The sequence below is a fragment of the Paenibacillus sp. ICGEB2008 genome, from assembly GCF_000307675.1.
Lineage (GTDB): Bacteria > Bacillota > Bacilli > Paenibacillales > Paenibacillaceae > Paenibacillus > Paenibacillus polymyxa.
This window is the reverse complement of the sequence record NZ_AMQU01000015.1, coordinates 1-12,962: the sequence shown is the minus strand read 5'-3', so window position 1 is coordinate 12,962 and position 12,962 is coordinate 1. Positions and strand designations below refer to the sequence as shown.

At 41.7% G+C, this 12,962-nt stretch carries 11 protein-coding genes; 3 read left to right on the top strand and 8 right to left on the bottom strand.

The window, feature by feature from the left end:
- Positions 1–34: 34 nt before the first annotated feature.
- The 5 genes from C400_RS0114725 to C400_RS0114710 are packed head-to-tail and all read right to left on the bottom strand — an operon-like array spanning position 35 to position 4,104.
- Positions 35–448 carry an adenylyltransferase/cytidyltransferase family protein gene (locus C400_RS0114725; RefSeq protein ID WP_016822980.1) on the bottom strand — a complete coding sequence of 138 codons (414 nt, stop codon included), beginning with the start codon at positions 446–448 and terminating at the stop codon, positions 35–37.
- A complete protein-coding gene (locus C400_RS0114720) occupies positions 445–1,449 on the bottom strand; it encodes an asparagine synthetase B family protein (protein ID WP_232795375.1) in 1,005 nt (334 codons plus the stop codon). Before C400_RS0114720 ends, C400_RS0114725 begins: the two co-directional genes overlap by 4 nt.
- A complete protein-coding gene (locus C400_RS27900; RefSeq protein ID WP_232795374.1) occupies positions 1,433–1,984 on the bottom strand; it encodes a hypothetical protein in 552 nt (183 codons plus the stop codon). Before C400_RS27900 ends, C400_RS0114720 begins: the two co-directional genes overlap by 17 nt.
- Before the next feature lie 13 nt (positions 1,985–1,997).
- Positions 1,998–3,305, bottom strand: coding sequence for an ABC transporter ATP-binding protein (locus C400_RS0114715; RefSeq protein WP_017427437.1), 1,308 nt, complete (start codon positions 3,303–3,305; stop codon positions 1,998–2,000).
- Positions 3,306–3,315: 10 nt separating this feature from the next.
- Entirely contained in the window at positions 3,316–4,104 is a 789-nt protein-coding gene (locus C400_RS0114710) for an ABC transporter permease (protein ID WP_026065453.1), read from the bottom strand.
- A 150-nt stretch (positions 4,105–4,254) separates the two neighbouring features.
- Here C400_RS0114710 and C400_RS0114705 point away from each other — a divergent pair, with 150 nt between their 5' ends.
- On the top strand, positions 4,255–6,711 hold the full coding sequence (locus C400_RS0114705) for an O-antigen ligase family protein (protein WP_017427435.1): 2,457 nt from the start codon (positions 4,255–4,257) through the stop codon (positions 6,709–6,711).
- A gap of 92 nt (positions 6,712–6,803) precedes the next feature.
- On the opposite strand, the gene galU is transcribed toward C400_RS0114705, so the two are convergent.
- Positions 6,804–7,685 (bottom strand): UTP--glucose-1-phosphate uridylyltransferase GalU, encoded by an 882-nt coding sequence (gene galU, locus C400_RS0114700; RefSeq protein WP_017427434.1) that lies wholly within the window; start codon positions 7,683–7,685, stop codon positions 6,804–6,806.
- A 188-nt stretch (positions 7,686–7,873) separates the two neighbouring features.
- Here galU and C400_RS0114695 point away from each other — a divergent pair, with 188 nt between their 5' ends.
- Entirely contained in the window at positions 7,874–8,905 is a 1,032-nt protein-coding gene (locus tag C400_RS0114695; RefSeq protein WP_017427433.1) for a glycosyltransferase family 2 protein, read from the top strand.
- Positions 8,906–8,918: 13 nt separating this feature from the next.
- Positions 8,919–9,356 (top strand): GtrA family protein, encoded by a 438-nt coding sequence (locus C400_RS0114690; RefSeq protein WP_225164815.1) that lies wholly within the window; start codon positions 8,919–8,921, stop codon positions 9,354–9,356.
- A gap of 102 nt (positions 9,357–9,458) precedes the next feature.
- On the opposite strand, the gene C400_RS0114685 is transcribed toward C400_RS0114690, so the two are convergent.
- The gene (locus C400_RS0114685) at positions 9,459–11,969 is read right to left on the bottom strand and encodes a U32 family peptidase (protein WP_017427432.1); all 2,511 of its coding nucleotides are present in this window, start codon (positions 11,967–11,969) and stop codon (positions 9,459–9,461) included.
- Between the two features lie 433 nt (positions 11,970–12,402).
- Complete coding sequence (locus tag C400_RS0114680) at positions 12,403–12,876, bottom strand: GNAT family N-acetyltransferase (protein ID WP_017427431.1); 474 nt, start codon at positions 12,874–12,876, stop codon at positions 12,403–12,405.
- Positions 12,877–12,962 lie beyond the last annotated feature (86 nt).

Here is a 12,962-nt window from a genome sequence, read left to right as displayed (position 1 = left end):
CTGTAAAACCTCTTCCTTTCAGGCAAAAATCCACTTATTTTCTTAATTTCAGTAATGTCTCATTCAGTAAAGTTGATGATGTACTCTTCGTATAGGGAAAATATATAATTTTCACTCCAACTTCCTTAAACTGCAACTCGTACTGGTCCCAACGTTCATTTTGAAACCAATCATCACCAACGAACATTACGTCATACTTTAATTTTTGCCAAACCTCAAATTTATCCATGGAGTCCTGAGGAATTACAGTATCAACAAATTTGATATTTCTAACAATCTCAATTCTTTCCTCAAAAGGAATGACCGCTTTTTTGTACTTATATGAAACCAACTCATCTGTGGTCACACCCACAATGAGTTTGTCACAGAGTGACTTAGCATTTCTCAACAAATTCAAATGTCCAATATGAAATAAATCGAAGACTCCGGAAGTATAGCCGATAATCATAAGATTTCTCCTAACGTATTTAAATTGAAGTTAAACCATTTGTCGAATGTCGTCTTCCCTTCAATTTTTTCAGAAGATAGGACTCTTTCAAGTTGAACAGGAAAACCTACCTTTTTTCTGTTTACAATCTCTGCTGGGATAATGTCTTTAAAAATTCTCTTGAGCGGAGCCTTAACAACTCCATCCTTCATCTTATACTGAGCGTCTACCCCTGCAAGCCTTTCAATTAATCTGTAATCCAAGAAAGGAGATCTTGCTTCTACCGAATTTAACATCGAGGCACTATCCAGCCTTTTGAGCAACCCTCGCAAATGGGCTTGTTGAAAGAATGCCGCTACGATTTTTTGAGGGGACTTTAACTTCATAAAAGGTGCCAATGCATCTTCTACAATCTCTAAATCATCTTCCGATCCATAGGTGTAGAGATCACTAAAGGCTCGGATATCAAAGTCTGTGGTGCTACTAGCCCATCTGAAGATACGATCATATCCAAAGAAAAGCTCATCAGCGCCTTCTCCACTTAATATGACTGTGTTCTTAGCAGATGCTTGTTGTGTCATATGATACAGCAACACTTCGTTGGGCACAGACAGAGGCTCTTTTTTTACAATCACCAGTTCACGAGCTAATGATAAAAAGCGATCAGGATCAAATAATATCGGGTGATGAATAGTGTTATATCTTGTTGCTGCGATTTCAGACCACTCGAACTCATTATAATCTTCAAAGCCAACAGTCCAAGTATGCTCTACTCCAGCGAGTGCAGTAATAATCGTGCTATCCAAGCCTCCGCTAAGGTAACTTCCAATTTCAACATCTGCGATCTTGCGGTACTCTACTGCAGAACGAATTAAAAACTCAAGTTCCTCATCAGAAGGCGGCTCTTTCTCTGAATAATCAAGTTCCCAATATTTAATAAATTCGCCATTCTCATAGTAATATCCTGGGGGAAACTCTTTTATTTCATTATAGACAGTACGATTATTAAAAAAACATCTCATTTTTTTTATATTGTCTTACAGCTGCTTGATCTAAAGAAACGTTGTGAACTAATGGGAGCAATGGAGCAATTTCAGAACTAAAAATGAACTCTTCACCATTCTTGTTGTAATAAAGCGGCTTTACTCCCATACGATCTCGTGCTGCAAAAAATGATTTGTGCTGGACGTCTAAAACAATAAAACTGAACATTCCATTAAGCCAATTCAACATTTGGGGACCATATTGAATGTAAAGCTTCAATAAAAGTTCAGTATCTGAGTTTGTTCTCATTTGAATTGAATAAGTAGAAGCTAATTCTTTATAATTATAGATTTCTCCATTAAATATAATCACATATCTTCCATCATCAGAAAAAAAGGGCTGATCACTTCTCTGATCCAGATCTAAAATGCTTAATCTGTTGTGACCAAGCATAAAATTTTCATGCTGGTATACACAAAGCGGGGCCGTAGGCCCCCGATGCTTCATTATATTTAATGAATTAAGAAATGCTTCTTTATTTATAGCTACATTAGAAAACAAAATCCCACACATTTTATCACCAGCCTTAATTAATAACTTGCAAATCTATTGTATTATCTACAAATATTAAACCTGGTACGTAATTATTCTCTGGCTTAGGAACCTCAAAAACAGCCGCTATACTTACGCTATCCAAATAAAGAGGCTCAAACGGCTTAGGCTTTAAGCCAATAGAAATGGTGTATTTACCACTTTCAGACAAAAGATTGCGGAAATTAAAGTTAACCTCAAGAATGCCCCCTGCTTGCATTTTCGGGACTAATTTGGCCTTATTGTAGATATTCATGCCAAACACATCTACACCAGTATGGTTTCTAACCATGTAGCCAATGGTTCCCTCGGAATCAATATCTTTATAATATTGTGCCAGCAAACGCAAAGTAACCATTTCGCCAAAAGGGACCTGGTTTACCACTTCTCCATTGACTAACAAGTCTGCCCTTATAAAACGTGCATCTCCCGTTCCAGAACGAAACTCATTGGCACGTTTTGCAAAAGCAGGATCCTCTTCTAACAACAACAGCGTACTCTTTTTATCCGTTTCGGAATTCACAAATGTATCCAAAGATTGGACACGCTTCATATCTGCAATTTCCTGGTTAATAATATTTTCATAAATTTGTGCTACGCGCTTCACTGGACCAATTTCGACCATGTGTCCCTTATCAATAAGCAATGCTGTATCACAAAAACTCTTAATGGTATCCATGGAATGAGAGACAAATAAAACTGTACTCTTTTTAGAGAGCTCCTTCATTTTGGTGATACATTTGGCCTGAAAATAAATATCTCCAACAGACAAGGCCTCATCCACAATCAAAATGTCTGGATCAACATTGATGGCTACTGCAAAGGCTAATCGGGCAAACATACCGCTGGAGTACATTTTGACTGGTTGATTAATGAAGTCCCCAATATCAGCAAAGGATGTAATATCTTCTACCTTCTCATCCATTTCTGCTTTGCTGTAGCCCATAAGCGTACCATTTAAATAAATATTTTCCATTCCAGTTAAATCCGGATTAAACCCAGCACCGAGTTCCAACAGAGCCGCAACTTTCCCATTCACCTTTATGCTTCCATGGGTAGGCGTAATTACGCCTGTAATCATTTTTAAAAGAGTCGATTTGCCCGAACCATTTTTACCGATAATGCCAATCGCTTGCCCTTTTTTAATAGAAAAGGAAAGGTCACTTATGGCTTTGAAATCAGAATGATATTTCTTTTTAAAAGGATGAATAGCCTCTTTTAAACGTTCATTGGGATTATCATATATTTTATATATTTTAGTGACATTATTAACTTCTACAGCAACTGATTCTGTTTGAGTCATACTCTTCTCCTCACAATACATCAGCAAAATGAGATTTCATTTTTTTGAAAATTTTGATTCCTATCGTACCTGCGATGATCACAATAGCCCAAAAGTAGATCGTCATGGATGGATGCTCCCAGAACCATTTGTGATTAATAAAGGTATCACGATATCCTTCAACAATATAGAAAACAGGATTAAGTTTAAAGAAAAACTGATACTTATCCTCGACAATATTCAAATTCCAAAAGATTGGCGTAAGCCAGAAAAACAATTGAATAAACACTCCTACAATTTGACCAACATCTTTTACAAAAACAACCAATGTCGCTGTTATGTAAGAAATGGACAAAGAAAGAAGAATGGTGGCCAATAAATAATAAAGGATTTGAATGTTATACATCGTAAATTCAACATTGTATATTTTGAACATAATGAAAAGAACGATGATAAAAAACACATGGACAAAAAGAGCAGCCAAAATTTTTACCATTGGTAGCAAGCCTACTCGGAAAACAATTTTCTTTACCAGATAATTGTTTTCAATAATACTATTGGTTGCAGTTGACAAGCTTTCCGAAAAGAATAACCACGGCACCATGCCTGTTAGTAACCAAAGTATAAAGGGTGTATCACCAATAGGTACATTTTTAAAACCAACCTGAAATACGACCCAATAAACAAGTATAGATACCATAGGATGTATAAAAGCCCAGAGTACCCCCATAAATGAACCAAGGTACCTAGATTGTATATCCTTTTTAGACAATTCCCAAAGTAACTTTAAATTTTTCGAAAAGTTTTGAGTTAAATTCATACGAGTGTGTCACGACCTTAAACATGGTTTGGTAAGTCTCTTACAATACAACAATGTAAATATGTGGGAAGTTTATTCTTGCGATATGGCTCTGACAGCTACTATATGCTAAAATGTTGACGTATCTACAAGAAAAGGAGATTGTAAACCTTGTCGAATCCAGTATACGGGAAACAGGCCAAAACGTCGACCCGTGACGATAAAAGGCCGGCTATGTTTTGGGTGTTAATTGTTGGCATGATTCTGTTTTTTGCTTGGTCTCCCTTCCAAGCTGCACTCTTTAATGGGCAAATGCTCGATTTTGAAAAACCGCTCTATTGGGCTGTCATCATCGCCTCGATTCTATTGATCCTGGCAATCGTATCTTATTATAAGAAATTCAAGCTGGAAGAGCAAAGGGATTGGCTGGCTGTATTAGTACTGCTGCTTCCCCTGTCTTATGTGCTTTCACTGACTTCAGCAGCTTCACATTACCTGGCCATGAATATGGTGGTGGTACAGTGCATCTATGCCGCTTTGTTTATTATCTCAATCTATCTACTACAGGATCGCTTAGGCAATAAGATTATTCACAACCTGATTATGACTATTGCTTATATCATCGTAGGCTTTGGCTTCATTAACTGGTTCGGACAGTGGGTGCTTGCCGGCAAGATGGTAGGCTGGTTTACCCAATATGTGTATCAGTATCGCTATACCAATGCAGTTATGACAGATACAAATGGTCTCCGGCTGACATCAGTGTTTCAATACGCGAATACATATGCGGCCTTTCTAATGGCTTTCCTATTCGCTGCCGTTTTCTGTCTGATGAAATCAAAACTATGGTATGGCAAGGCTATCCACGGCTTCATGTTGGTGCCTATTCTAGTCTCGCTATTCCTGACTTTGTCACGGGGCGGTCTGGTTATGCTACCTGTCGTGTTCGTGATTCTTTTGCTTTTCTTTAAACCAGCACGCCAAATTATATGGATTTTGCATTGCGCCATTGCTGGTTTAGCGTCAATATCTATCTTGGCGCCGATTACAAATATGGGATTACAACTCAATAAGACTTACAACGGCGGAGAGGCTGCCGAGGCTTGGGGATTACTTATTGGTGTCTCCCTGGCTGTAGCTGTCGTACTGTGGCTTGTTGAACGTTATTTGGCTCCAAAGCTGGAGAATGCTCTCAAAGGATGGACCTCACGCAAGTTATCCAATCTGTGGTTGCCTGTCGGGTCAGTTGTGGTGATTGGCTTGCTGGCTTTTCTGTTGATGGGAACTGGCCTGCGTAGCGTACTGCCGGAGAACGTACAGGTCCGGTTAGAAAACATCAATTTCCGCCAGCATAGTGTGCTGGAGCGGCTTGTATTCTATCAGGATGCTGCCAAATCGATTAAAGAACACCCTATTATCGGAAGCGGCGGTGGCGGTTGGGCAACTTTATACGAGAAATATCAAGATTATCCTTATACAAGCCGTCAGGCCCATAACTTTTTCATGCAGTATTTAGTTGAAGTAGGTATTCTCGGTTTCGTAATTTTCATGTCATTCATCTTATATATTTTCTATAAATATATCCGTAACTATATTAGACAAAATGATGAAGAACGGTATTCTCACTTCCTATATCTCATTTTGGCACTTTCGATCTTACTTCATAGCTTGCTGGACTTTAATCTTAGTTACGTGTTCATGGGCATATTGGTATTTGTGAGTCTCGGTGGTATGGCCGCTGCTATGGACAGCAAGCCGCTTAAACGTCTGTCTATGAATGCTTCGGGATTCCGAATCATGTATAGTGCCGTCATTGGCGTTCTAAGCATCGTGGTGCTTTTTTCAGGTCTTCGCTTCGTGCAATCGGCCAATGCTGCCACAACTGCCAAACAGATTATGGCGGTAAGTACATCATTTGAAGAAATTCAAAGTGCTATTAATAAAGATCTGGAGCTTCGCCCTACTCATCCAGATTCGGTTATAAGATTGGCTGCACTGTACAAGAATGTGTATGATCAAACGAAAAAAGAAGAATTTTATAACGCTGCAATAGAGGTACTTAATACGGGCCTGAAGGCTGAACCGTATAATAAAATCATGTATAACTCCAAAGTTAACCTTTTAAAAGCAAAAGGTGAGAATGAGCAAGCCTACAGTATTTTGGAAAATAACATTTCCAACTTTAAGTGGGACAATGACTGGTACAACATGTTGATTACTCAAGCCTACACTATTGGTAATAAGGCACGTGAACAGAAGGACACCACCAAGGAACAGAAGTATTTCCAAGCAGGTCTTACTGCTTATCAGCAGGTCCTGGATGGGGCAGCTCATCTTAAGACGGTTCCACCTGAAATCGAGTTGACACGTACTTTTGAAGTAACTCCAGGTATTGCGCTCAGTACGGGCAAAATTGAATTCATGTTAGGCAAGCCTGCTGAGGCTGCAAGCATCCTCAAAAACGGCTTGAAGGACGATCTGAGCGATGCTACAAACCGTGAGGTCGCTCGCTATTACATTGTTGCCCTACAACAGCAGGGCCAAAACGATCAAGCATTGTACGATAAGCTGATTAAGGCTGATCCGAAGGAGAAGGAGCAGATTGAACAGTTGAAAGCGGAGAAATAGTTAAGAAAAAAAGAGACTATCAGATGACGTTACATCATACTGATAGTCTCTTTTTTTATATTGACAAAGCATAGTTCGATTTAGTGAGATGTTTATTTTTGTTGGTCAATCTCTTCAATTACCTGTCTCATATAAGCCAGTACTTCATCCTTAATCTCGTTATGCTGTAGAGCATAATGAATGGTCGTTTCAATGAATCCCAGCTTCTCGCCAACATCGTGGCGATTGCCATCAAATTCATAAGCCAGAATAGGGTTCTTTTCTCCCAGTTTGGACAATGCGTCCGTCAGTTGAATTTCCCCGCCTACTCCTGCAGATTGCTGACCCAGGATATCGAAAATGTCAGGCGTCAAGATATAACGTCCCATGATCGCCAAGTTGGATTTGGCTTCTTCCTTCTTTGGCTTTTCTACTAATCGTTCCGCCTCAGAGATTTTAGAAGTAAGTGCATGGCCTTCAACAATCCCGTAACGATGTACCTCGTTCCAATCGACTTGTTTTACACCTACAATAGAACGCTGATACTCATCGAACACGTCAATCATCTGCTTGAGACATGGATTCTCAGACTCTACGATGTCATCACCCAAAAGGACGGCAAAAGGTTCATCACCAATAAACTTACGTGCACACCAGATGGCATGCCCCAAGCCTTTAGGTTCCTTTTGACGAATATAGTGGATATCTGCCATCTCTGATGGTTTGCGTACTTCATTGAGCAGGTTCCATTTTTCCTTTGAGGTCAAATTATGCTCCAGCTCGAAGGAGTAGTCAAAATGATCCTCTATCGCCCTTTTGCCTTTACCAGTAACGATAATGATATCTTCTATACCAGATGCAACAGCTTCTTCAATGATATATTGAATGGTTGGTTTGTCTACAATGGGAAGCATCTCTTTAGGCATGGCTTTCGTCGCAGGAAGGAACCGGGTTCCTAGTCCCGCAGCAGGAATAATTGCTTTACGGATTTTCATAGGTAAAACTCCTTTTCGACAAATCTTACTAAATTATTCAATAGTTTGAGTAACGTTTGGAAATTGCTAATAGTTTATTATAGCACTTAGTCATTGCATTGTTATATAATTTAAGTAAACCATATTATAGACTAAAAAAGATAGAAATTTGAGTACCAGATAAGCCAAAATTTGAGGAGAGAGTTTCTTTGGATTCAATAATCAGTAACCCTGTTTTAACGTTAGTTATTCCCTGTTATAACGAAGAAGAAGTACTGCCTGAAACCATAAGCAGACTTACGGTGATTCTGGAAGAGTTGGCTGAGAGCGAACTCATTTCTAAACATAGTAAAATGTTGTTTGTTGATGATGGTAGCCGTGATCAAACATGGGACATCATCGCATCATATAATCTAAAAAATCCTTTTGTCAGTGGTCTCAAATTGGCGAAAAATGCGGGCCATCAAAACGCTCTATTATCTGGGTTAATGGAAGCTAAAGAAACCTCAGATTGTGTGATATCCGTTGACGCTGACCTACAGGATGATCTCAATGCCATCCGAGAATTCATAATAAAATTCAAAGAAGGTAATGACATCGTGTATGGGGTGCGAAAAAGTAGAACTACCGATACATTTTTCAAACGTTCAACAGCCCAAGGCTTCTACCGTCTGATGAGTAAAATGGGCGTTAATATCGTATACAACCATGCAGATTACCGTTTAATGAGCAAAAGGGTTCTCCAGGAATTAGCCAATTTTAAAGAGGTAAATCTCTTTTTACGTGGTCTAGTTCCGTTAATAGGTTATAAGTCTACTGAAGTGTATTACGATCGACACGAACGCTTTGCAGGTGAATCCAAATATCCTTTAAAGAAAATGCTCGCTTTTGCTTTCGATGGAATCACCTCGTTTAGCGTAACCCCGATACGGCTTATTTCGGCTGTGGGTTTTGGAATGTTTGGCATAAGCTTATTAATAGCTGCCTATACCCTTATTAGCAAGTTCCTTGGTACCACCGTTTGGGGCTGGTCTTCTCTAATGTTGTCCATCTGGTTTATAGGTGGTCTACAACTCGTCGCACTCGGACTCATTGGCGAGTATATCGGTAAAATATATAAAGAAGTAAAACAAAGACCTAAATATATTATTGAGACTATTTTAGATTCCCAGAGCACCTTAGATACTGAAAACACAAAGAAAGTGAATAATAGTGAAAGGGAAGCTGTAGCGGTCCAATAACAGATGCGAACAGGTGACTAATTTGACTTTATTTCAGAATAGTTTTTTCCGTTTTCTTGTCGTAGGTGTTCTAAATACAATATGCGGCATGTCCGTCATGTTCTTGCTATTTAATATTTTAGAGACTAACTACTGGTTATCGACCTTTATCGGTAATTCTGTAGGCGCCACTGTAAGCTATTTCTTAAACAAAAGATTTACCTTCAAAAATGATGCAAACCATGGACAGACCATTTGGAAGTTCATCTCTATTATATTGATATGCTATATACTGTCGTATTGTCTCAGCTATCTAATCAGTCACTACCTGATCTCAAGTTTGAGCATTAAAAATAATGAGATTCTAGGCAACGTGTCTATTCTAATCGGGAATGTTTTTTATACTTTAATTAATTATGTTGGACAAAAATTTATTGTTTTTTCTAAGAAAACAAGCGCCCAAAAAGTATAGCAATAAGAGGCTCAATGGTAATTTTTTATATAAACTAGTAAATAGAAAAGGGTATGTGCTGTCAAAGCACATACCCTTTTCGCTTTTTCTATAGCAGCCTTGTTACTTCACCAATTGCCCACGTGTAACCCCTAGCTGATTCGTCGCTTTCAGTGTCTTCCATACTTGTGTTCCGCTGATTTCACCGCGCAAAGCACGGTTATAGAGATCAATAACCTCATGAACTTGCTCTGGTGTCTCCTCCAAAAATTCCACGCGGTAACGGGACACGCCTAGTTCTAGGAAGTTAGACAGGTATTCCGCGCCTGATTGCTCAATCGCGTTGTACACCGTATTACGGCATCCTTCGTCCACACGAACCGGGTGAGACATCCCAATACGATCACGCAGGGATGCGCGATGATCCTCACATGGACGACCGCAGTTGGTGTAGTCTGTTCCTTCACTCATAAAAGTACAATACACGCAGTGTTCGGTATGGAACATCGGCAAATGCTGCTGGATGACGATCTCCAGCTTGTCGGTACGTGTACGTCCCAGCATATCGACCATCTGTTGGATATTCAGGTCATACGACGGTGTTACCAGGTCACAGCCGGAATCCAGGAATAGATCAGCCGCTTTATGGTTGGCGATATTTAGCGAGAAGTCGCCAATCAATTGCGGATGATGTGCATCCGGGTTCTCCAAGCGATGACTCATGTAAAAATACAAGGCTCCCGGATTGCGTACCAGCACAGCATCCGGTTGCAGGCGCAGGATATTGTTGTGATATCCGTTTTCGCCTGGCATGTGAATACGCGGAGTCACCAGCGCAATTCGGCGCCCAGCGCCGTGCACAGCCTCTACGGCTGCCGGGAATTGCTTGATGAACTCGAAGTCGGCGTAGATGAACTCCACGCCGGCCTCAAGCGCAGCCTCCACCTGAGGGAGGCTGCGGCACAGCGCGGTCAGCTCTGCCTGACCACGTGCCACAGACGATGCCGGAGCTGCTGCATCGCCATACACCTCTACCGCCCGCTTCGTGTATACGGGTGGTTTGGGGCGCTCGCCCGCGAGCAGTTCCACCGCCTGACGGCGGATGCTGTTCAGCTCGCGCATGGGTACGATGACGTCCCCATGCAGATGGACGTCCAACTCCTCCAGCTGGAACACGGTTCCGCCCAGTCGGCCGAACTGCTCTTCGAGCAGTTCGTGCGTCATCGGACGCTTCTGGGCGATTTCAAGCTCCAACTCGGAGTCCACGCGGACCGTTGTGCCTTTCTGCACGTCGGTCCACCATGTCGACAGCGGCTGTCCTGGGGAGCCGCTGACCCGCACATGTACCGGGAAGACACGGTACGGCTTTTCGGTTTCGTACGACTGGCGCAGACGCTTGTCCAGCGCCGGGTCGTTGGTCTTCCAAATACGGTCGCCCACGTGCACACGGCGCAGATCCACATCGTTGCGTCCCGCTACGATGTCGACGATCCAGCCTTCTCCAGCTTCGCCTTCAATCTTCACGCCCTTGCGGCGGATATCGTATACGCGTCCGCCTTCTTCTTTTTGCGTAGGATCTCCTGCATCGAATACAATACCATCGCCACGCTTGAGCGGGGCGTCGATACGGCATACTACACCATCACGTAGGATTTGCTCCACTCGGCCCAGATACACGCCCCGGCTTTTCGGGAACGTACCGTCCACCAGCTTTTTGTTATTCGTTCCTTCCAGAAACCCGTGTGTAAAGCCGCGTGAAAAGCTCTGCTGCAGCTCGCGGATATCTTCTTTGCTCGTCTTGGACGTATCGCCGTCAAAATACTTGTCAATGGCCTTGCGATATTTGCTAACCACATTCGCTACATATTCAGGCGTTTTCAGTCGCCCTTCGATTTTAAAGGAAACCACACCTGCATCAATCAGTTCTGGCATCAAATCAATGGCTGCCAAATCCTTGGGGGATAGCAGGTATGTCACATCGGCCATCGGCTTTTGCTCTCCATCCACCATCAAATCGTAAGGCAAACGGCATGCCTGTGCACATTCACCACGGTTTGCAGAGCGTCCGCCCCACATTTCTGAAGTCAGGCATTGGCCTGAATAAGATACGCACAACGCTCCATGCACGAATACTTCCATCGGAAGCCTTGCTTGATCGCCAATTTTTTGAATCTGTTTTAGATTATTTTCACGCCCCAGCACAACACGTTCCATGTTGTACGGCTTCGTGAATTCTACAGCCTCCGGCGAGGTAATCGTCATTTGAGTAGAACCATGGATCGGAAAATCCGGCGAAATGTCGCGAATCATTTTCACCAAGCCCATATCCTGAACAATTAGGGCATCGACACCGGCATCAATACAGGCATCAACCAGCTCTTTAGCGTCCTCCAGCTCATTTTCAAATACTAGTATATTGAATGTCAAAAAGCCCTTAACTCCGTAGCTATGCAAAAAGGCCATAATTTCGGGCAATTCATCCATGCGAAAATTATTCGCCCGTGCCCGTGCATTGAACTTTTCCACTCCAAAAAAGATCGCATCGGCTCCGTTCGCTACCGCCGCACGCATACAATCCCAGTCACCTGCTGGTGCCAGAAGCTCGACATCTTCTCTTCGTACTGCTGATTTCATTATTGCCCTCCCTATATGCTGAAAACGAATGGTCCCTCATTGGAGCATCGTTGTTTTCAGGGCAGCTATGCTGCTTACTTGGTAATCTCATTAATATTCCATCCACTCATTCCAAAGCTGGTTATGTTCAGTCAGGGATATGGAAACCTACTAAGAATCTTATTTCTTAAGCCTATCTGTCTCTATCATCTTGTCCGATCATTCACACGCTGAACCATCGGTCCCTTGCCTGAAGCGCATCCAACTCAAAAAATCCGCATCACAAACATCTGCGGCAGAAATTATTCTTATCTTGTAACTAATCTAGTGTACCAGACTGCGCCCCAAGCTTCTACACTTTCCAAGCGATTCCTTTAAAAATATAATACTGAAATACAAAAACACCTCCAATCCCGGTCAGCGGTGCATTGGAGGTGCGTCATCATACCATTAACTAGGCAAACCTATACTTCGCAAGCATTTCTCCCCAGGGTGATATTCCTTCCTCACTGAAACCAGATTTTCTGTATAGCTTTCTAGCAAGTTCATTGTCTGGTTTATATCCAATCATGATCATATCAGTCCGATTACTGGCTTTCCTTATTTCGTCAATAACCAGCAACATTGCATGGTAACCATGGCCTTGGCCTTGAAATCTTTCGTCAATCATAAATCGGTAAATCCAGTAATTCCCGTCATCCGGGTCTAAACCAAACATCGTAAAACCAATCAATACGTCATTATTATAAATCGCTCTAGATAAAAACCCATCCAAAAACTGACATTCCGCAATTGAGTAAAGGTTAGATACCATAAACCTTTGTTGCTCAGGGCTCGGTTGAAGTTCAGCACATTCTACCCAATTACTTTTGTCGACTGCCTTTAGCGTAATTATTTTCGGATTCCCCCTATACTTCTCACCTTCCATTTTTTCTATTACCAAAGCTTACGGACCTTGCCGCACGAAACAGCAGATGTTAAAGCTAGGTCGTATTATAGCAAAAAGGCAGAATA